This is a genomic window from Terrabacter carboxydivorans, from assembly GCF_039532035.1.
Taxonomy (GTDB): domain Bacteria; phylum Actinomycetota; class Actinomycetes; order Actinomycetales; family Dermatophilaceae; genus Terrabacter; species Terrabacter carboxydivorans.
Genome location: NZ_BAAARE010000011.1, coordinates 122,732 through 142,560, shown reverse-complemented (window position 1 = coordinate 142,560; position 19,829 = coordinate 122,732). Strand labels below are relative to the sequence as shown.

The 19,829-nt window shown below is 73.1% G+C and carries 16 protein-coding genes; 9 read left to right on the top strand and 7 right to left on the bottom strand.

Annotated features, from left to right (window positions below; translation table 11 throughout):
- The first annotated feature begins 151 nt into the window (after nt 1–151).
- The 6 genes from ABD297_RS13705 (at nt 152) to ABD297_RS13680 (ending at nt 5,681) form a co-directional block, all read left to right on the top strand.
- Nucleotides 152–1,021, top strand: coding sequence for a glycosyltransferase family 2 protein (locus ABD297_RS13705; protein ID WP_344255509.1), 870 nt, complete (start codon nt 152–154; stop codon nt 1,019–1,021).
- Nucleotides 1,014–2,036, top strand: coding sequence for a hypothetical protein (locus ABD297_RS13700; RefSeq protein ID WP_344255508.1), 1,023 nt, complete (start codon nt 1,014–1,016; stop codon nt 2,034–2,036). The genes ABD297_RS13705 and ABD297_RS13700 overlap by 8 nt, the downstream gene beginning before the upstream one ends.
- A 9-nt stretch (nt 2,037–2,045) precedes the next feature.
- Nucleotides 2,046–2,660: a GtrA family protein gene (locus ABD297_RS13695; protein ID WP_344255507.1), complete on the top strand. Its 615-nt coding sequence runs from the start codon at nt 2,046–2,048 to the stop codon at nt 2,658–2,660.
- A 69-nt stretch (nt 2,661–2,729) separates the two neighbouring features.
- The gene (locus ABD297_RS13690; protein ID WP_344255506.1) at nt 2,730–3,599 is read left to right on the top strand and encodes a glycosyltransferase family 2 protein; all 870 of its coding nucleotides are present in this window, start codon (nt 2,730–2,732) and stop codon (nt 3,597–3,599) included.
- A gap of 73 nt (nt 3,600–3,672) precedes the next feature.
- Nucleotides 3,673–4,680, top strand: coding sequence for a glycosyltransferase (locus ABD297_RS13685; protein ID WP_344255505.1), 1,008 nt, complete (start codon nt 3,673–3,675; stop codon nt 4,678–4,680).
- Nucleotides 4,681–4,682: 2 nt separating this feature from the next.
- Complete coding sequence (locus ABD297_RS13680) at nt 4,683–5,681, top strand: NAD-dependent epimerase/dehydratase family protein (RefSeq protein ID WP_344255504.1); 999 nt, start codon at nt 4,683–4,685, stop codon at nt 5,679–5,681.
- 96 nt (nt 5,682–5,777) lie between these two features.
- On the opposite strand, the gene ABD297_RS13675 is transcribed toward ABD297_RS13680, so the two are convergent.
- Nucleotides 5,778–8,048, bottom strand: coding sequence for a hypothetical protein (locus tag ABD297_RS13675; protein ID WP_344255503.1), 2,271 nt, complete (start codon nt 8,046–8,048; stop codon nt 5,778–5,780).
- A 185-nt stretch (nt 8,049–8,233) separates the two neighbouring features.
- Between ABD297_RS13675 and ABD297_RS13670 the strand changes: the two genes are divergently transcribed.
- Nucleotides 8,234–10,687, top strand: a complete 2,454-nt coding sequence (locus tag ABD297_RS13670) for an N-acetylmuramoyl-L-alanine amidase (protein ID WP_344255502.1) — start codon at nt 8,234–8,236, stop codon at nt 10,685–10,687.
- Between the two features lie 96 nt (nt 10,688–10,783).
- Here ABD297_RS13670 and ABD297_RS13665 read toward each other — a convergent pair whose 3' ends face one another.
- Both ABD297_RS13665 and ABD297_RS13660 read right to left on the bottom strand, forming a co-directional pair.
- Nucleotides 10,784–11,419 carry a CoA transferase subunit B gene (locus ABD297_RS13665; RefSeq protein WP_344255501.1) on the bottom strand — a complete coding sequence of 212 codons (636 nt, stop codon included), beginning with the start codon at nt 11,417–11,419 and terminating at the stop codon, nt 10,784–10,786.
- Between the two features lies 1 nt (nt 11,420).
- Nucleotides 11,421–12,230 carry a CoA transferase subunit A gene (locus ABD297_RS13660; RefSeq protein WP_344255500.1) on the bottom strand — a complete coding sequence of 270 codons (810 nt, stop codon included), beginning with the start codon at nt 12,228–12,230 and terminating at the stop codon, nt 11,421–11,423.
- Between the two features lie 292 nt (nt 12,231–12,522).
- Here ABD297_RS13660 and ABD297_RS13655 point away from each other — a divergent pair, with 292 nt between their 5' ends.
- Nucleotides 12,523–14,481 (top strand): peptidoglycan-binding domain-containing protein, encoded by a 1,959-nt coding sequence (locus tag ABD297_RS13655; RefSeq protein ID WP_344255499.1) that lies wholly within the window; start codon nt 12,523–12,525, stop codon nt 14,479–14,481.
- A gap of 11 nt (nt 14,482–14,492) precedes the next feature.
- On the opposite strand, the gene ABD297_RS13650 is transcribed toward ABD297_RS13655, so the two are convergent.
- From ABD297_RS13650 to ABD297_RS13635, 4 genes are read right to left on the bottom strand one after another with little or no spacing between them, the layout of a single operon-like run.
- Nucleotides 14,493–15,233, bottom strand: a complete 741-nt coding sequence (locus ABD297_RS13650; RefSeq protein ID WP_344255498.1) for a TIGR03089 family protein — start codon at nt 15,231–15,233, stop codon at nt 14,493–14,495.
- A 28-nt stretch (nt 15,234–15,261) separates the two neighbouring features.
- On the bottom strand, nt 15,262–16,458 hold the full coding sequence (locus ABD297_RS13645) for an LCP family protein (RefSeq protein ID WP_344255497.1): 1,197 nt from the start codon (nt 16,456–16,458) through the stop codon (nt 15,262–15,264).
- Nucleotides 16,448–16,876 carry a DUF2304 domain-containing protein gene (locus ABD297_RS13640; protein WP_344255496.1) on the bottom strand — a complete coding sequence of 143 codons (429 nt, stop codon included), beginning with the start codon at nt 16,874–16,876 and terminating at the stop codon, nt 16,448–16,450. Before ABD297_RS13640 ends, ABD297_RS13645 begins: the two co-directional genes overlap by 11 nt.
- On the bottom strand, nt 16,873–17,559 hold the full coding sequence (locus tag ABD297_RS13635) for a glycosyltransferase family 2 protein (protein WP_344255495.1): 687 nt from the start codon (nt 17,557–17,559) through the stop codon (nt 16,873–16,875). Before ABD297_RS13635 ends, ABD297_RS13640 begins: the two co-directional genes overlap by 4 nt.
- A gap of 99 nt (nt 17,560–17,658) precedes the next feature.
- On the opposite strand from ABD297_RS13635, the gene ABD297_RS13630 reads away from it, so the two are divergent.
- Entirely contained in the window at nt 17,659–19,815 is a 2,157-nt protein-coding gene (locus ABD297_RS13630) for a glycosyltransferase (RefSeq protein WP_344255494.1), read from the top strand.
- Nucleotides 19,816–19,829: the final 14 nt, after the last annotated feature.

Genomic DNA, 19,829 nt, shown 5'->3' with positions numbered 1-19,829 from the left:
GTGGTGGGTCCCCGGAGCCACGGCGAAGCCCGTCCGGATGACCTGACTACAATAGCGATGCCGTGCAGGAGCGGGCGCAGGACCGATCGCCCCCCGCCCGGCGCGCGTGCCCATCCAGACCCTTCGGGGCCAGACGACCGCAGGAGCGACGATGCCGGCGCTGACCACCGTGGGCGCCGTCGTCCTGTCGATGGGCGACCGCCCCACCGAGCTGGCCAAGGCGCTCGAGACGCTCCTCGCCCAGGAGGGCGTAGAGCTCGACGTCGTCCTCGTCGGCAACGGCTGGGAGCCGACCGGACTGCCCGAGGGCGTCCGCACGGTCCACCTGCCGGAGAACGTCGGCATCCCCGAGGGCCGCAACGTCGGTGCCCGCGAGGTGCGCGGCGACGTCCTCTTCTTCTACGACGACGACGCCTTCCTGCCCTCGACCGACGTGCTCGCCCGGCTCGCGTCCGAGTACGCCCGTGACGACAGGGTCGCCGTCGTGCAGCCGCGCGGGTGCGACCCCGACGGGCGCCCCACGCCGCGACGCTGGGTGCCCCGGCTGCGCGCCGACGACGGCGGCACCGGGGGAGAGGTCGTCGTCTTCTGGGAGGGCGTCTGCACGATCCGCCGGGCGGCCTTCGAGGCGGTCGGCGGCTGGCCGGGCCACTTCTGGTACGGCCACGAGGGCATCGACCTCGCCTTCCGCCTGGTCGACGCCGGCTGGCGCCTGCTCTACCGCCCCGACGTCGTCGTCAACCACCCCGCCACCCAGCCGACGCGGCACGCGGTCTACTACCGGATGAACGCCCGCAACCGGGTCTGGGTCGCCAAGCGCAACCTGCCGCACCCGGTCGCCGAGCTCTACGTGGGCGTCTGGTCGGCCATCACCGTCGCCCGGGTGCGCGACCGCGAGAAGCTCGGTGTCTGGTTCCGCGGGCTCCGGGAAGGCGTGCGCACCGACGCCGGGGACCGCCGGCCGATGTCGTGGCGCACGGCCTGGCGCCTCACCCGTGCCGGAAGGCCGCCGGTTGTCTGAGCCCACCGCCCCGCTGGACCTCGTCCTGACCGGGGTCAGGTCCCGCTCACACCTCGTCTACGCGTCGTCCTACCTGCGCCACGTGCTCGAGTCGCGCCCGGGGCCCGTGCACCTGACGGTCCTGCCGACGGGCGATGCGTTCGGGCACGGGCCCGACGCCGAGGCGGCGGTACGCGCCCTGCTCGTGGACGACCCGCGCCTCGACGTCCGCTTCTCCGGTGAGGGCGAGCAGCTCGCCGGCCTCCCGCGGACCGCCCGGCTGCTCTGCGTCGGAGCCCCGTCCGTCCGGGCCTGGACCTCGTTCGTCCGCACGCACCGGGGTCGGCCTCCCCACGTCACCGTCATCGACGAGGGACTCGGCTCGTTCGGCACCTGGGCCACACGACGCAAGGCCTACCGCCGCGAGGGCGGACGTGAGCCCCGCTCGACCGTGCGGGCGATCGCGGTCGCCTCGAGCGCACGGTGGCTCACCGGGGAGCGGTGGTCCCTCTACGTCAGGGACGGACGGTCCTGGCGGGTGGACGACCGCGTCGCCCGCGAGTTCCGGCTGCGGCTCGAGGGCTCACCCCCGGCCGCAGGCACCGCCGTCTACCTCACCCAGCCCTGGGCCGCGCTCGGACTGCTGTCCCAGACGGCATACGCCCACCACCTCGAGGCCGTGCGCGCTGCCGTGTCCACGGCGGGCCTGTCGCTCGCGCTGCGGCCGCACCCCTGGGAGCAGCCGGAGTCGTATGCCGGCTTCGACCTCGTGCACGGACGCACCCCCGCGGAGCTCGACCGGCAGGTCCTCGGTGCCGAGCTGGTCCTGGGCGGCAACAGCACGGCGCTGCTCAACCTCGCTGCCGTCCACGGCACGCGTGCCGTGCGGGTCATGGTCCCGGAGCTGGCCTTCCTCGACGCGGCCCTCGGCAGCGGTCAACGCTCGTTGCTCGACGCGTTCCTGCCGCCTGCCGTCCCCGTCGAGGCGCTGCCCCGGACGCTTCGCGTGGGGGGCCGAGGCGCCGCGCCACTGTAGGATCCGTGGGTGCCTGACAGCGAGACACGCCCCGAGACGGGCGCAGACGTGAGTGCCCCGTCGGGGCCGGGACCCGTCTCCACCACCCCCGGCCCGCCTCAGGAGACGGCTGAGCCGACGCCGTCGCCGACGGCGACCGAGGACCCCGCGGAGAACTCCGCCGAGGCACGGCAGGCGCCGGGGGGCATGCAGGGCCCGCAGGGCCCGCTGTTCCGGCTCATCAAGGACCAGCGCGTGCTCTTCCTCATGGTGGGCGGCGTCAACACGCTCGTCGGCACGCTCTGGTTCGTGCTGTTCGACTCGCTCCTCGGCCACCGGTGGAACGGGTGGGGCCACTACCCGGCGCTGGTGCTGACCTACGTCTTCTCGATCCTCTGCGCCTTCGTGCTGTACCGGAAGCTCGTGTTCCGCGTGCACGGCCACGTCTGGCGCGACCTCGTGCGGTTCGCCTCGGTCTACGTCCTGGCCTTCTTCATCAACCTCGCGCTGCTCGCCGTGCTCGTCAACGGGTTGCACTGGCCCGCCATCGTGTCCCAGTTCATCATCGTCTTCGTCACCACGGCGCTGAGCTGGTTCGGCCACAGCTCGTTCTCGTTCCGCCGGTCCGGTGACGGGGACTCCTGACCCAGCCGCAAGACCCGCCGGCCCGCCGCACGGGCCGACGACCCCCGCCGTCCAGCAAGAGAGGTCCCCGTGCCCGCCCACGTGTCGATCGTCGTGCCCACGTACAACAACGCCGACTTCGTCGAGGAGACCATCGAGTCGATCCTCGCCCAGACGTACGCCGACTTCGAGCTGGTCATCGCCGACCACTCGAGCACCGACGGGACCTGGGAGAAGCTCCAGCGGTTCGCCGACGAGCCCCGGGTCACGCTGCTGCAGACTCCCGCCGGTGGAGGCGCCCCGGCCAACTGGACCCGAGTCACGGAGGCCGCCACGGGCGACTACCTGAAGCTCGTGTGCGGTGACGACCTGCTCGAGCCCACCTGCTTGGAGCAGCAGGTCGCCGTGCTAGACGCGCACCCGAGCGTGGTGCTGACGAGCTGCCGCCGCACCCTCGTGGACGCCCGCGGGGAGCAGTTCACCTCCGCCCGGGGGCTCGCGGGCCTGCAGGGCGTCGTCCCGGGCCGCGACGCGGCTCGCAAGGCCGTCATCTCGGGCACCAACATCTTCGGGGAGCCGGCCTGCGTCATGATGCGCCGCGAGGCCCTCGAGCGCGCCGGCGGCTGGGCCGACACCGAGCCCTACGTCATCGACCAGCAGACCTTCTGCAACGTGCTGATGCAGGGCGACTTCTACGCCATCCCCATCGCCCTCGCGAGCTTCCGCCTCAGCATGGGGCAGTGGAGCGTCAACCTGGCCCGCAAGCAGTCGGCGCAGGTCGTCGACTTCCACCACCGGCTCGCCGAGCAGAACGCAGGACTGCTGTCCAAGGCCGACCTCGTGCGCGGTGACACCCTCGCCCGGGGCATGGCCTACGTGCGTCGGGGGGCCTACCTCTGGCTCGGCCGGAAGATGCACCCCGAGCAGCAGGCCGAGGCCGCGGTCGGCACCGGACAGTGAGGGCCCAAGGCTGCGTCCGCCGTCCGGAGTCCGGTGCGGAGGACCCCCTGCGACACCGGCTACCCTCTAGGTCGTGACCCCACTCCACACGCCGGGACCCACCCGGATCTCCGTCGTCACCCCCGTCTACCAGGGTGAGCGCACGCTGCCCGTCCTGGCCGAGGAGATTGCTGCGCTCGCGACGACGCAGACCAGTCCCGAGGGGCACGAATGGGTCGTGGCGGAGTGGCTCCTCGTCTTCGACAACGGCCCCGACGGCTCGGCCGACGTCATGGCAGCGCTGGCCGAGGCCTACCCGTTCGTGCGTCCGATCTGGCTCAGCCGCAACTTCGGCCAGCACGCCGCCACCCTGGCCGGGATGGCCTCCAGCGGCGGCGACTGGATCGTGACCCTGGACGAGGACGGTCAGCACGACCCGCGTGACATCGGCGTCTTCATCGACGTCGCCATGCGCGAGCAGGCGCAGCTCGTCTACGCCGAGCCGACCAACCCGGCTCCGCACGGCGCGCTGCGCAACATCACCTCGAGGGGGGCCAAGTGGTTCTTCTCGATCTTCCTCGCCGGCGGCTCGGTCACGACGTTCCAGAGCTACCGGCTCGTGCTCGGTGAGCTCGGACGCAGCGTCGCGGCGTATGCCGGTGCCGGCGTCTACCTCGACGTCGCCCTCGGCTGGGTGGTGGGCCGTCTGGCGCACGCCCCCGTCGCCCTGCGCAGCGAGGGGGACGAGCGGCGCTCGGGCTACAACCTGCGCCGCCTGCTCTCGCACTTCTGGCGCCTCGTCCTCTCGAGCGGCACGCGGGCGCTGCGGCTCGTGAGCATCCTCGGCGCGGTCTTCGCCGTCGCCGGCGTCGTGTTCGCGATCTACGTCGTCATCGCCACCGCCCTAGGGGCCCAGACGCCCGTCGGCTGGACGTCGACCATGGTCGTCGCGCTGCTCGGCACGGGCGCCATCCTGCTCTCGCTCGGCGTCATCGCCGAGTACCTCGGGGTGGCCGTGGGCATGGCGATGGGACGTCCTCCGTACCTCATCACGAGCGACCCGCAGGACGGCCCGCTGGCGCGTCGACCCGGTCGCCGTTGACCATGTCGGCCACCGGGCCGAGGCCGCCCGTCTCCTGGGTCGTCGGGGCGAACGGCCTGCTGGGGCAGCACGTGCGGGCGGCCCTGACCCGCCGTGGCCTGACCTACCTCAGCCCGCCCATCCCCTGGGGCAGCCCCGACGACGCCGAGGCCGCCCTGGCCGCAGCGGCCGCTGCTCTGGTGCGCGCTGCCGACGGTGGCCCCTGGCAGGTGTTCTGGTGCGCGGGTGCCGGGGTGACCGGCACGTCGTTCGACCGGTTCGTCACCGAGAACCGCATGCTGCGCACGGCGCTCGAGGCACTGGCCGAGGCGAACGGTCCGGAGGCGCCGGGCCACGGTGACAACGCGGTCTTCCTGGCCTCGTCGGCGGGAGGTCTGTACGCCGGTTCGCCGAGCGCCCCGTTCGACGAGTTCTCCGAGGTCGTCCCGCTGTCCGACTACGGCCGGGCCAAGCAGCAGGCGGAGCGGATCGTCACCGACTGGGCAGTGGGCGCCCCGGCACGCGTGCTCGTCGGGCGGATCGCCAACCTCTACGGCCCCGGACAGGACCTCGCCAAGCCGCAAGGGCTCGTCTCCCAGCTGTGCGCGGCCTACCTCGACCGCCGGCCGACCCAGATCTGGGTCTCGCTCGACACCCTGCGCGACTACCTCTTCGCCCCCGACGCCGGCGAGATGGTCGTCGACGCCATGGACCTGCTCCGTCGCGGGCCCCTGCCCGAGACGGCCGGAGCCGGGGGCGTCGTGACGAAGATCTTCGCCACCCAGCGGGCCGTCACGATCGGGGCGGTGCTGGCTGAGCTCCGACGGATCTTCCGGCGCCGCCCGGCGACCGTGCTCGGCGCGAGTCCGACGTCCTCGCTGCAGGGCCGGGACCTCCGCCTCGTCTCGCGGGTGTGGCCCGAGCTCGACCGACGGACGTTGACGCCGTTCCCGGCGGGTGTCCAGGCCACGCTGACGGACCTCCAGTTGCGGATGCAGGCCACCGGCCGCGCGCGTCCCTGACGGTCGCGTCACTCCCGAGGTCGGGGCCCTTGCGCCATCACGGCTGACAGCCGACGGAGGGACCGTCGAGGGTCGGCCGACGACGGCGGGCGGGGCTCAGCCCAGCTTGTAGACCGACACCGACCCGGACGAGAAGACCTTCGTGGTGAGCGTCGACAGGGCGGGGGAGACGGCGCCTGCCTGGGTGTCGGCGACGAGCCAGCGCACGCCGCGCTGCTTGACGGCTCCGAGCGTGCTGGCATCCGGCCGGGTGAAGGCGGCCTGGTTGAGGGCGTAGAGGGCAGGGTCGTCGTAGCCCTTGTTGGCCGCGGCCCCCGGCAGGTAGGCCCAGCCCTCCAGCAGCACCCTCCGGCCGCCGAGGCCCGAGATCCACCACTCGCGGGAGTTGCAGCGCGTGCCGCTGCCCGAGAGGCAGTGGTCGTTGGTGGCCATCACGTCGTAGAGCGGCACGTGGTCCTCGATCCAGGCCGCCGCGAGGTCCTGCGAGAGCAGGTGCGGGTTGGAGGTGGTGGGCGCCTTGCTGTGCAGCCGCAGCAGGCCGACTGACCCGGTGACCAGCAGGGGCGCGACCACCGCGCAGGCGGCGACCGGCATGAGCCAGTCGCGGCCCCGACGACGCAGCACGAGGGCCGTGACGAGGATCGCGAGCAGGACGAGCGCGCAGACCGCGACCTGGCCGACGAAGGTCCACAGCTGTGCCGCCTGCGCGGGCCGGCCGACCGGGCGGACCCGGCTGGGCAGCACGACGGCAGCGAGCGCGGTGAGCACCCCGACGACGACGAAGGTCGCGGCGGCGGCCTTGGCGCGTGCCCGGGAGTCCCCGACGAGCTCCCCGATGCTCCACGCCCAGAGCGCGGAGCCGAACGGGATCGCGCCGAAGAGGAAGTAGAACTGGCTGTAGCCGTTGTGGGCGATGACGAAGAAGGGTAGGAACGGCGTCAGGCACAGGCCCGCCAGCAGCCAGGCGGCCAGGTCGGTGCGCAGGGCTCGCTGGAAGAAGGGCAGGAAGCCGGCCAGCAGGCGACCGTAGGTGAGCAGGGCGATGAGCAGCAGGGCCACGAGCAGGACCGGCCCGACACCGGGGGTGTGCACGAGCCCGTCGAGCACCGGGGTGCCGAGGTTCGGCCGGGCGGTGACGACCTCGCGGTAGGACGCGAAGAGCGACAGCGCCGAGAAGAGCTGGTAGCCGGAGCCGGCGTCGCCGCCGGCCACGAACGAGAACGCCACGGCCGCCAGGACGGCGCCGATCGCGCCGATGGCGAGCAGCAGGACACGGTTGCGGCGCAGGACGAGGGCCGCGAGGAAGGCGACCCCCACCCCGCCGAGCACGACGGGCAGGGCCGAGCTCTTGCTGCCGCTCGTGGCCAAGGCGGCGAGTGCTGCGACGGCGACGGTGCCCGGGCTGGGCCGGCCCTTCGCGCGGACGAGGTCGACGAGGGTGATGACGAGCAGGAGCGCCAGCGCGGTGGAGAACACTTGCGACGGGGACAGGGGGTTGAGGTGGTTGCTCGCGTTGAGCAGCCCCGGCCAGAAGGTGTAGCCGAGGGTGGGGACGACGAACCAGCCGGCGAGGGCCCCGACCCAGGGACGCCCCGACACCCGGTGGGCGAGGACGGCCGTCAGGAGCACGACGAGGACGACGATCGGCAGGATCCAGAGCCTGAGGAAGACGACGGCTACGTCGGTGCCGGTCATCATCGAGGAGGCGGCGATGTGCGCGTTGGAGAACCAGTGGTAGCGCAGCGTGCCGTCGGCGACGGACTGCGGTGTCAGCAGCGGCACCGAGCGGGTGGCCTCGTGGACCAGCCCCATGTGCCACATGAGGTCGGGGTAGTACGGGGCGCCGGCCGGGGGGAGGGGGTAGTCGACCATGTAGCCGCGGTAGACCAGCAGCACCATGAGCATGCAGGCCAGGCCCAGGGCCACGCCGGCCCAGGGGCCCCAGGACTGGGAGGAGTCCGACGGTGTGGGGCGCGCGAGGACGCGCTGCCGGGTGCTGCGCACCAGCAGGAGCGGCACGGTCAGGATCGGCCAGGCCCACAGCGCCTGCTGCAGGTGCAGGGCGGTGAACGCGGCCCAGGCCGCCAGCTCGAGCGCGAGGCCCGTCGCCGCGCCGAGGGCGAGGTCGGCCACCCACGTCGTCCGGGGGCCGCGCAGGCTGCGGTGCACGATCGTGCCGGGGGCGACCACGCCGAGGACGACGTAGGCGACCTGCTTGGCGATGTCGATGCCGGGGGTGTGCGAGGCCACCGACACGGCGACCGCGGTGCCGAGCACGGCGACCGTCATCACGGCAGGCACCAGGCGCTGCCACGCCGGCGTCGCCCCCGCGGTCGTCTCGGTGGAGGTGGGGGCTGGTGACGGCATACCGGCGAGAATAGTTGACCGTGCGCCGCCTCCCGAGCAGGCACGGTCGGCCTACCCGTACCCGGGTGCCCGCTGTGAGCATTCCGAGCGCCGCGCACCCGTAGGAACCCGAGAGGCGCCTGATGGAACTGTCACTTACTGTGACAAATGGGACATGAACTGCGTGCCCCTCCGGAAGGAGCCCCATGCGTGCACACCCCAGATCCCTGCTCCCGGCCCTCGTGGTCGCCCTGTCCGCGCTCGTCGCCTCCGGGGCGACCCCGGCAGCGGCGGAACCCGCAGCCCACGCGACCCGAGTCGGCCCCACGGGCCTCCTCCCGGCCGCACCCGCGCCGGCCGCCGCTCCGGTCAGGCCCCGGGTGACGAGCTTCGCCATCCCGGACGTCGCCGCCGGACAGGCCTCGTCGGCGCCCGGCACATCGGCCTCGAAGGGTCGACGCGTCGTCGCGCAGTCGCAGCACACCGGGGTGGCGTTCGACGTGGCCGGGGTGACCTTCACGGGCCGGGCGCCCGCGGACCTCGAGGTGCAGGTGCGCACCCGCGCCCGGTCGACGTGGACCGGGTGGATGGACCTGGAGGTCGACCCCCAGGACGGCCCCGACCCGGGCTCGGCAGAGGGACGCCGATCGAGGTCCGGCACCGAGGCCGTCACCGCCGCCGACTCCGACGGCATCGAGGTGCGCGTGCTGACAGCGGCGGCCACCCCGAAGGGCCTGGCCCTCGCCGTCGTCGACGCCGGCACGTCGCCGGCCGACGCCACCATCGGAGCGGTCGGGGACCCCGCCGGCACGGGTGTGGACCCGGCGTCCTCGTCGACGGCAGGGGCGGGCGACCGAGCCGCCCCGTCCACCGTCGACGCCTCCACGGCCGCCGCCTCCACGACCACCGCTCCGACCACGACAGCCGCCTCGACGACGGCCGCGGCCACGGCCGCAGCGGCAGCATCCGTGCCGCGGCCGGCGATCATCTCGCGGGCGCAGTGGGGTGCCGACGACAGCCTCATGCCGTGCCAGCCGCAGCACCTCGCCGGCTTCAAGGCCGCCGTGGTGCACCACACCGTGAACGCCAACACCTACACCTCCGCCGAGGCGGCATCCCTGATGCGCGGCATCTTCGCCTTCCACACCCAGAGCCGCGGCTGGTGCGACATCGGCTACAACTTCCTCGTCGACCGCTTCGGACGCATCTACGAAGGGCGCAAGGGCGGCCTCAGCGGCTTCACCCTCGGAGCGCAGGCGGGCGGCTTCAACCAGGAGACCTTCGGGGTCTCGGTGATCGGCGACTTCACGTCGGTGCCGTTCCCGAGCGCGGTGCGCACCGCCGTCGCCAGGGTGGTCGCCTGGCAGGCCGACCGCAGCGCGTTCGACCCCTCCGCCTCGGTGACCCTGACGTCGGGAGGCAGCACCCGCTACGCCCCCGGGGTGCGCGTCACCAAGCCGCGGGTCATGGGGCACCGCGACCTCAGCCTGACCGACTGTCCCGGCGACGCGGCATACCCCCAGGTCCCGGGCATCCGCTCGGCCGCGGCGTCGGAGTGGCGCGCAGGGCAGTACTCCGGGCGGGCCAACCGCTTCACGCCGGTGACGGCGCGGCGGGTCGTCGACACCCGGAGCGGGGTCGGCGCCCCGAGGGCCAAGCTTGCCGCGGGAGGCTCCATCACCTTCCGTCCCTCCGGGATGCCGGCGGACGTGTCGGCCGTGGCCGTCAACGTCACGACCACGGGGGCCACCCGCCTCACGTCGGTCGGGCTCGTCCCCGCCGGCGTGGAGCCACGGAGCGCGTCGGTGCTCAACACCGGGCCGGGGCGCACGACGGCCGCAGCCGTCACCGTGGGCGTCGGGTCGGGCGGGGCGGTCACGCTGCGCAGCTCGTCTGGCTCGGTCGACGTGATCGTCGACCTCGCCGGCTACTACTCGAACGGGTCGGCCAACGGTCTGGCGGGCAGCTTCCGCCGGGTCCTCGACACCCGGAGCGGCCTCGGCGCTCCGGCTCGGAGGGTGGAGCCCTCGCGCCCCCTCACGCTCACGGTGGCGAACCTGCCCGCCGGCACGCGCGCGGTCAACCTCAACCTCACGGTGACGGGGCCGCAGGGGGCGGGTCACCTGACGGCGTATGCCGGGGGCTCGGCCCGCCCGTCTACCTCCAACGTCAACTTCCTCACGGGTCAGGACGTCGCGAACCTCGCGACGGTGCCGGTGGGCCCCGGCGGCACGGTGACGATCCACAGCACGGCACCGACCCATGTGGTCGCCGACGTCATGGGCGTCTTCGTGGCGGGGACGGGATCCCGCTTCACCCCCGTGAGCCCGCGTCGGGTGCTCGACACCCGGTACGGCTGGGGGGCGCCCTACGGCCCGCTCGTGGCCGGACGGACCCTGACCGCCACCGTGGCCGGGATCCCGGCCACGGCGAACGGTGTCGCGATGTCGCTGTCGGCGACGAGCGCGACGCAGCCCACGTCCCTGACCGTCTACGCAGCTGGCACGTCACGGCCGGGCACCTCGAACGTCAACGTCGTTCCGGGACAGGCGGTCTCGGCGCTCGTGGTGTCGGGGATCCGGGGGTCCGCCGTGTCGGTGAGCAGCGCGGTCGGCTCGGTCTCGGTCATCGGCGACCTCATGGGCTACTACGCCGGCTGAGACGACGACGGGCCCCCTCCTCTCCGGCTGCGGAGCGAAGGGGGCCCGTTCGGCACCCGGTCGTGCCCGGTCCTGCGCGGTCCGCGCACCGACCGGTCAGAGCGCGCTGATGAGCTCGGGCTCGGTCCTGTCGCGCACCTCGGCCTCGGTGACCCCGGGCGCGAGCTCGCGCAGGACCAGGCCCGCGTCCGTGACGTCGAGGACGCACAGGTCGGTGATGATCCGCTGGACGACCCCGCGGCCGGTGTACGGCAGCGAGCACTCCTTGACGATCTTGTAGGAGCCGTCCCGCGCGTTGTGCTCCATGAGGACGATGACCTTCTTGGCGCCGTGGACGAGGTCCATCGCGCCGCCCATGCCCTTGACCATCTTGCCGGGGATCATCCAGTTGGCGATGTCGCCGCCCTCGCTCACCTGCATGGCGCCGAGGATGGCGGCGTCGACCTTGCCGCCGCGGATCATCCCGAAGCTCGTGGCCGAGTCGAAGAACGCGGCGCCCTTGCGCAGGGTCACCGTCTCCTTGCCGGCGTTGATGAGGTCGGCGTCCTCGTCGCCGTCGAAGGGGTAGGCGCCGACGCCGAGGATGCCGTTCTCGGACTGCAGCACGATCTCGACGTCGTCGGGCACGTAGTTCGGCACGAGCGTGGGAAGCCCGATGCCGAGGTTGACGTAGGCGCCGTCGGACAGCTCGGCGGCGGCACGCGCCGCCATCTGCTCACGGGTCAGTGCCATCTCAGGCCCCCTGCTCGGTCGTGCTGGCGGTCGTGGCGGCGGTGCGGGGTCGCACCGTGCGGCGCTCGATGCGCTTCTCGGCGGCCTGCTCCGGGGTCAGCGGCAGCACGCGCTGCACGAAGATGCCGGGCAGGTGGATCCGGTCGGGGTCCAGCTCGCCGGGCTCGACGAGCTCCTCGACCTCCGCGACGGTGACGCGACCGGCCATGGCGCAGAGCGGGTTGAAGTTGCGAGCGGACTGGTTGAAGACGAGGTTGCCGTGGCGGTCGCCCTTCGCGGCGCGCACGAGACCGAAGTCGGTGGTGATGGCCTGCTCGAGGACGAACGTCCGCGTCTCGCCCATCCAGTCGAAGTCCTGGGTCTGCTTGGGCGGTGAGGCGACGGCGATGTTGCCGGCGTCGTCGTAGCGCCAGGGGAGCCCGCCCTCCGCGATCTGCGTGCCGACGCCGGTCATGGTGAAGAAGGCGCCGATGCCCGAGCCTCCCGCGCGCAGCCGCTCGGCGAGCGTGCCCTGGGGCGTCAGCTCCACCTCGAGCTCGCCGGAGAGGTACTGCCGCTCGAACTCCTTGTTCTCCCCGACGTAGGAGCTGACCATGCGGCGGATGCGCTTGTCGCGCAGCAGGATGCCCAGGCCCCAGTCGTCGACGCCGCAGTTGTTCGACACGGCCTCGAGGTCGGTCAGCCCGGCGTCGTGGATGGCGGCGATGAGAACGGAGGGGATGCCACAGAGGCCGAAACCGCCGACCGAGAGCGACATTCCGTCGCTGATCCCGGCGATGGCCTCCTGGGGGGTGGAGACGACTTTGTCCATGCGTCGGACTCTATCCGCGCGGGGTCGGCCCGGTGCCGTGGGGTCGCCCCACAGGATCGGCCGGACGTGTGGTCGCCGAGCACGTATGCCGACCGGCCGGCACACGTGCTCGGCGACCGCGTGCGCCCCGACCGGAGCGACGGCGAATGACATTGGTGTCATTCGCGGCCCACGCGAAGAACACCCCTGTAATTCGCCGGACCGGGTTGTGGTCCCTGTGACTGGAGTGCATAAATGGTGCGGGAGTAAACCCGCACGAGCGCTCCTTCCCCGTCTGCCGAAGAGGTTCACCATGGCCCTGCGCCGACGCCCGCTGGGCCTCGTCCTCGCCCTGCCCGCCCTCACGGTGCCGATGGCGGCGCAGCCGGCCGCGGCGGTCCAGGCGCCGCCGACGCGGACGCTGCCGAGCGGACTCGACGTCTACGTGCCCTACCAGGGCCAGACGGTCTGCGACCCGGTCGCCCGGCCCGGCGTGCTGGCGTTCGCGCGTCTCATGACGTCCCACTACGGCATGGGCTCGACGGGCCTCATCGGCCGGACGTGCGGCAGCGGTCCGTCCGAGCACTACGACGGGCGGGCGTGGGACTGGATGCTCAACGTCGCCAACCCCTCGCAGGAGGCCGTGGCCCAGTCGGTCCTCGCCTGGCTCACGGCCCCCGACAAGAACGGCGTCAAGGGCGCCATGGCCCGCCGCTTCGGGATCATGTACATCATCCACAACCGGAAGATGTGGCGGTCCTACGCGCCGGACCGTGGCTGGGCCCCCTACTACGGCAGCTCACCGCACACGGACCACATCCACTTCAGCTTCAACTACGACGGTGCGGCGGGCCGCACGTCGTGGTGGACCGGCGTCCCGACGAAGACCTACCTGACGTCCCTGCCGCCGGCCGCCTCGAGCCTCCCGACGACGCCGCCCTCGACCCCGACCACCCCGACGACGCCGCTGCCCTCGACCCCCGCCGTGCTGTCGCCGGGCATGCGGTCCGAGGCGGTGCGACAGCTGCAGGTGCGGCTCGGCAACCTGCCGACCACCGGCTACTTCGGCGACCAGACGAAGGCCCGGGTCGTCGCCTACCAGGCGTTCGTCGGGCTGGCCCGGACCGGGACCGCCGACCTGCGCACCCAGGAGATCCTCGCCTCCCGGGGCTGGCGGAGCGTCACCGCCGCCTACCCGACCCTGAGGACCGGCATGACCTCGGCCGCGGTCAGGACGCTGCAGGTCAAGCTCGGCTCGCTGCCGACGACGGGCTACTACGGCAGCCTGACGCAGGCGCGGGTGACGGCATACCAGAAGTTCGTCGGCCTGCCGCAGACGGGAGTGGCCGACCCGGTGACGCAGGCCAGGCTCTGGGTGCGCGGCTGGACCGGGGCCGCGGCGGCGCCGGCCGCGTCGCCCGCCCCTGCGGCCCCGACCTACCCCACGCTGCGCTTCGGCATGACCTCCGCCGCCGTCAAGACCCTGCAGGCGAAGCTGGGCTCGCTGCCGACCACGGGCTACTACGGCACCATGACGAGGGCGCGGGTCACGGCCTACCAGAAGTTCGCCGGCCTGCCGCAGACCGGCGTGGCCGACTCCAGGACCCAGCAGGTGCTCCTGTCCCGCGGGTGGTCGGGCACCGGCACCGCTTCCACGGTGGCGCTCCGGAGCCTGCCGGCACTGGACTCCCTTGACACCACGACGCTTCCGACACGTCCAGCGGCTCTGACGGTGACGACCGCGGACCTGCGCACCACCACGACCGGGAGGGGTCCTGCCATGACCACCTACGCCAGCACGTCGTCACGCAGCACCGCCGGGGTGGCCAGCGTCGAGGTCGGCACGAGCTACACGCCGTACAAGAGCCTGACGCTGGCCACGGGCTCACGCGGTGCCGCGGTCCGGGTCCTGCAGCGGGCCCTGGGTGGTCTCGCGGTCGACGGCGTCTTCGGGACGGTGACGCGCGACAAGGTCGTCTCGCTCCAGCGGTCGCTGGCGCAGCCCCAGACCGGGGTCGTGACGCCGGAGCTGTGGGACGTGCTCGAGGCCCGCGACTTCCCGTTCGTGGCCGACCGGTCGACGGTCCTGCGCGCGGGCGACACGGGGCCGCAGGTCGTGGCCGTGCAGCGGCTCCTCGGAGTTCGCCAGACCGGTGTCTTCGACCTCGCGACGCGCGAGGCCGTCAAAGCGGCCCAGGCGAGGGCCGGGCTCGCGAGCACCGGCGTCGTGGCATCCCGCACCTGGTCGCTGTTCGACCGGCTTTCCGCGTAACCGCTTGCGGCTCAGGCTCCCTCGCGCGCGTCGACGGTGACGCCCTCCGACGCGAGCCGGGCGGTGAGGTCGGTGGACTCACTGCGGTCACGGCGCATCAGCACGACGGAGCCGTCGACCGCCCACGCGGCGAGCGACGCGCGAAGGACCTCTTCCAGTCCTCCGGACAGAGCGACGCGCGGGGACGGACCCCAGCCCTCGTCGACCACGACGAGGCTGCCGTATGCCGTGTCGTCGCCGTCCGCCGCCAGGGCGACGTCGCCGGGCTCGGGATCGGACATCGGGGAGAAGACGTCGCCGTGGGTCGCGAGCTCGCGGGCCTCGTCGACGGCTCCGGGCGCGTCGCCGGCCTCCGGGTGGCTGCGGGCGAGAGCAGGCAGCGAGACGAGGACGGCGTCGCCGCCGTGACCTGCCGCCGCCGCAGGGGAGTCGGTGACGAGGACGTCCGCTCCCGTGGCCGCGTCGCCGACGACGACGGTGGCGCCGACCGACCACGTGGCGAGCGACCAGTAGAGCGAGCGCCAGTGCGCGGGCAGGTCGAGCCCGACGGTCGTGCCGGGTCCGGCCGCGGCGTCGTCCTGAAGGAGGTTCGCCGCCTTGGACACCCAGTTGGCGAGGACGCGGGCGCTCAGCTCGATGCGCTCGCCGGCGGTCGGCCCGGGGCCGTCGTCGTACCACGTGAGCCGAGGGCGTCCGGGGTCGGAGGCGACCATCCGGGCGAGCACCTCGGCGGGGAGGGCCGGGGCCGTCATCGGACGTGGCCCGTCAGAGCGTGCGCCATCAGCTGTTCTTCGCTCCTTCGACCGTGGTCCCGGGCGGCGGGGCGGTGAGCGGCTCGTCGTTCTTCAGGGCGGTGAAGAGCGCCTTGGCCCGTTCGGTGTCCCACTTGACCGCCAGGGCCCCCGTGCTGGTGCGGTAGGAGAGGTCGGACGTCGGCACCGAGAGGGAGAGACCCTCGTCGTTGCTCACCGACCGCATCGCCTGCAGGACCCGGACGGCGTCCATGATGCCGGTCTCGGTGCCGACGGCGAGCCCGGCGGCGGAGGCGTCGGCGAAGCTCTTGTAGCGCCACGGGATGAGCACCGTGGCAGGCGTCGCCGCCTTCTTCATCAGGGCGCCGAGGAACTGGCGCTGGCGCGCGGCGCGGCCGATGTCACCGAGCGGGTCCGTGTAGCGCGAGCGCACGTAGCCGAGCGCGTTGCCGCCGTCGAGGGTCTGGCAGCCCTTCTTGAGGTTGATGCCGGCCTTCTTGTCGTTCATGTCGCGCGGCACGCAGAGGTTGACGCCCCCGACGCTGTCGACGACCGCGGCGAAGCCGCCGAGGCCGATCTCGACGTAGCCGTCGACGTGGATGCCGGTCGCCTGCTCGACGGTCTCGGTGAGCAGCTTCGGGCCGCCGATCGAGTAGGCGGCGTTGATCTTGTCGCGCCCGTGGCCCGGGATCGGGACGTAGGAGTCGCGGGGGAGCGAGACCATGACCGACTTGCCACCGCTCTCGGAGACGTGCACGAGCATGATCGTGTCGGTGCGGCTGCCCACGGCGCTGCCGGTCGCGTACTTCTTGCGCTGGGCCTGCGTCAGGCCCTCACGGCTGTCGGACCCCACGAGCAGGTAGTTGTAGCCCGAGGTGTCGGTCGGTCGCGCACCGTCGGGGATGTTGTCGACCTTGTTGACCGAGCCCCAGGCCTGCATCGGGACCCAGACGAGGAAGCCGACCCAGGCCAGCAGCAGCACGAGGAGCCCGATGAGGATGATCCGGCCCTTGCGCCAGCGGTAGCGGGGCTCCCGGGGCTCCCGCGGTCCGCCCGCAATGCCCGAGGACCCCCCACGTCCACGCGTGTCCACGACGTCGGCGTCCCGCGCGTCGACGTGCGACGAGGCGATGGCCCCGTCGCCGCGCTTGGGGCGGCGACGGGTGTCGACGGTGTAGGCGTCGTCGCGCGCGGTGCGGCGGGGAGTGGTCGGATCAGTCGGCATCGGCTGCCTTCACGCTCGGGGACGGGGGAACGTCGCCGGTCAGTGTGTCAGGAGTTCCTGTCGAACCGCCGTGTCGCGGCACAGGTCGTGCCTCGTCGAGGGCGATGCGGCGGGCCAGCCGCGTGTAGCGGGTCTCCATCGCGCGGAACCGCTTGTAGGTCGTCACGACGAAGCCGAGGAAGGCGACGACGAGCCCGTAGAGGATGAGGTCGGCGCCGCGGCCGATCCCCAGCGCCTTGGCGAGGTTGGTCCACGTCTTGCTCGGGTCGATGATCGAGTAGATGACGAGGGCGAGCAGGAGGAGCAGCCCGAGCCGGCGCAGGGCCTGGGTGCGCTGCCCCGAGCCGATGAGCAGCCGCCAGGCGATGACGAGCACCGCCGCGATGAGCAGGATCTGGATGACGCTCTGTCGGCTCATCGCCAGATCAGCTCCGCGAGGATGTTGACGGCGTTCCAGAGCGACTGGCCCTTGGCCCTGGAGTAGTCGGTGTAGAGGATGTGCACGGGTTCCTCCGCGTAGGCGACCCGGGCGCCGTCGAAGCGCATCGAGCCGATCTGGGCGACGATCTCGGAGGCGTGGGCCATCCGGTTCTGGGTGATGTCGAGCCGCTCGACGACGTCGCGGTGCAGCACGCGCAGCCCGTTGTGGGCGTCGGTCAGGCGGGTGCCGGTCGTCAGGTTGGTGTAGGCCACCGCCGCCCGCAGCACGATCCGCTTGCCGGTGGAGGCGTCGGTGCGCTCGTCGAGGAAGCGCGAGCCGAAGACGACGCGGACGTCGCCCCGGCGGATGCGCTCGAGCATGACCTCGACGTCGCTGATCTGGTGCTGTCCGTCGGCGTCGTAGGTGACGACGTAGCGCATGCCCGGGTCGCCGAGGGCGTACTCGAAGCCCGTCTGGAGCGCGGCGCCCTGCCCGAGGTTGACGGGGTGGCGCACGACAGCCGCACCGGCGGCCTCGGCGAGGTCCGCCGAGGCGTCGCGCGAGCCGTCGTCGACGCACACGATGTTGGGGAAGACGGTGCGGGCCTCGCGCACGACGTCGGCGATGACGGCGGCCTCGTTGTAGAGCGGCACGACCAGCCACACGTCCTCGTTCTGCATGGGCTCCAGCGTAGGGCCGTCCGCCGGGGGCGCCCGACACGCGAGGCGGGCACGTCGGCGCACCTCCCGGTCCACGCCGCCAACTAGAGTCGGAGCACCATGACGGACGCGTTGTCACAGGGTTCCCCGGCGCGGGGCCACCAGTCCTCCGGGACGCCAGCAGCCGCACCACACCTCGCGGGCTCGCCCGAGCCGGGCGAGCTGACGGGATCGGCCGCGCTCCGCGTCGCGATCGTCGGCCCCACGCACCCGCACAAGGGGGGTGTGGCGGCGCACACGACGATGCTGGCCCACCACCTGGCCGACGCGGGGCACGACGTCACCCTCGTCTCGTGGGCGCACCTCTACCCCTCGAAGCTGCACCACGCGGACGCCTCGGTGCCCGACGGGCAGCCCGAGGTGCCGCCCTTCCCGCGCACGATCCGTGCCCTGAGCTGGGCCCGTCCCGACACGTGGGTGCGCGCGGGTCGGCGCCTGCGCGACGTCGACGCCATCCTGCTCGTGCACGTCATGCCTGCGGTCGTCCCAGCGCACCTCGCGCTGCTGCGGGCCGCCGGCGCCGTGCCCGGTGCCGCGGGTCCGCGTCCCCAGTCGGTGGTCGTGTGCCACAACGTGCTCCCGCACGAGCCGCACGTGGGCGACGCCCAGCTCATGTCGTTGCTCTTCGCCCGGGTCGACTCGGTCCTCGTGCACAGCGCGGAGCAGGCCCGCGTGGCCCACGACCTCGGTGCCCGCCGGGTCTCCGTCGCCGACCTGCCGCCGCACCTGCCCGGGGGAGACCCCATCGCGCGCGGTCCCCGGCCCGGACCCACCCGGCTGCTCGCCCTGGGGCTCATCCGCGAGTACAAGGGCATCGACGTGCTCCTGCGCGCCATGCGCTCGGTCCCCGAGGTGACGCTCACCATCGCCGGCGAGATCTGGGGCGCCAACCGCGGCGTCATCGCGCGCCTCGCCTCGGACCCCGCGCTCGCGGGGCGGGTCGAGATCCGTGACGGCTACGTGCCGGCGGACGCCCTGGCCGCGTTGCTGGCCGACCACGACGTCCTGGCGCTGCCCTACCGTTCTGCGACGGCGTCGCAGAACGTCATCCTCGGGCACGCCCACGGGCTGCCGGTGCTGGCCTCGGACATCTCGCCCTTCTCGCAGCAGGTCGTCGACGGCGTCAACGGCCTGCTCGTGCCACCCGAGGACGAGCGGGCCCTCGCGGGCGCGCTGCGCCGTCTCGGTGACCCCGAGGTGCGGCGCCGCCTCGCCGAGGGGGTGCAAACGCCCGACCTGTCCGGGCCGTGGGCGCACTACCTCGGCACCCTCGAGGCGCTCTCCCTCGACGAGAGCGTCCTGCTCGGTGACACCGAGGGGTCGTATGCCGGGTCGCCGGGCCCGTCCGCCACCGGCACCTCCGCAGGTGACCCTCTCGACGACGCGGACGACGTGAGCGACGACGACGTGCCCGGCGACGGCGGCCCCGACCCCACCGACGGGGACGGTGTCCCGGCCACCGGGACCGGCGCGGTCACCCGCGGCGGCCGTGCCCTCGTAGGGGCTGCGCGGCGGGTCGCCTCCCGGGCCCGGCGCGGCGCGACCAGGGCCGTCGCCGCGCGCCGTCCCCTCGTGTCGCTGCGACCGGACGACCTGCCCGAGTGGGTGCTGGCGACCGACGTGCTCGGCGAGCCCGACGAGGCCGACGACGCGCGCCGGCTCTCGCGCATCCTCGGCCTGCCGCGGTCGCTCGACAGCGTGTCCGCCTGGGCGGCGCTCGGGGCGCTGGCGGCGATCCTGCGCGTGCGCGACGACGGCCGCCGCAGCGCTGTCATCGTCGACGAGGGCGGCACCCGGTCGCTCCTCTCTCGCTGGGCCCGGGCCGTCGGCTTCGCGCCCGTCGAGATCGACTTCACCGGCTCGCACCCCAGCGTGGCAGCGCTCGACGTCGACACCGGATCCCTCGACGTCATCGTCCGCATCCACCCCGACGGCTGCGACGCCGACGACGTCGACCACGTCCTCGAGCAGGCGTCCTGGGCGCTCCGCTCCGGCGGCCTGCTCGTCGTCACGATCCCCATCGGCCCGCGCGCCGCCGAGGGAGCGGTGGGGCCGGCCGACGTGCGCGGCATCCTCGCCCGCGCCCACGACCTCGGTTTCGTGCTCATCGGTGACCTCGACGGCGACGTCAACGCCCGGATGCGCGAGGCGGCGTCACGCGCCCGCGCCGACGATGCGGCATACGGCCTCGTGCGTCTGACGCTGAGACGGCGCTGAGCACCCCCGTGGGA

Bases quoted from the DNA above. Each gene is read 5' to 3' on its own strand.
- ABD297_RS13675 (WP_344255503.1), bottom strand. From the start codon at position 8,048: ATGCCGTCACCAGCCCCCACCTCCACCGAGACGACCGCGGGGGCGACG.
- ABD297_RS13655 (WP_344255499.1), top strand. From the start codon at position 12,523: ATGGCCCTGCGCCGACGCCCGCTGGGCCTCGTCCTCGCCCTGCCCGCC.
- ABD297_RS13665 (WP_344255501.1), bottom strand. From the start codon at position 11,419: ATGGCACTGACCCGTGAGCAGATGGCGGCGCGTGCCGCCGCCGAGCTG.
- ABD297_RS13640 (WP_344255496.1), bottom strand. From the start codon at position 16,876: ATGAGCCGACAGAGCGTCATCCAGATCCTGCTCATCGCGGCGGTGCTC.
- ABD297_RS13635 (WP_344255495.1), bottom strand. From the start codon at position 17,559: ATGCAGAACGAGGACGTGTGGCTGGTCGTGCCGCTCTACAACGAGGCC.
- ABD297_RS13705 (WP_344255509.1), top strand. From the start codon at position 152: ATGCCGGCGCTGACCACCGTGGGCGCCGTCGTCCTGTCGATGGGCGAC.
- ABD297_RS13660 (WP_344255500.1), bottom strand. From the start codon at position 12,230: ATGGACAAAGTCGTCTCCACCCCCCAGGAGGCCATCGCCGGGATCAGC.
- ABD297_RS13680 (WP_344255504.1), top strand. From the start codon at position 4,683: ATGTCGGCCACCGGGCCGAGGCCGCCCGTCTCCTGGGTCGTCGGGGCG.
- ABD297_RS13630 (WP_344255494.1), top strand. From the start codon at position 17,659: ATGACGGACGCGTTGTCACAGGGTTCCCCGGCGCGGGGCCACCAGTCC.
- ABD297_RS13650 (WP_344255498.1), bottom strand. From the start codon at position 15,233: ATGACGGCCCCGGCCCTCCCCGCCGAGGTGCTCGCCCGGATGGTCGCC.
- ABD297_RS13670 (WP_344255502.1), top strand. From the start codon at position 8,234: ATGCGTGCACACCCCAGATCCCTGCTCCCGGCCCTCGTGGTCGCCCTG.
- ABD297_RS13645 (WP_344255497.1), bottom strand. From the start codon at position 16,458: ATGCCGACTGATCCGACCACTCCCCGCCGCACCGCGCGCGACGACGCC.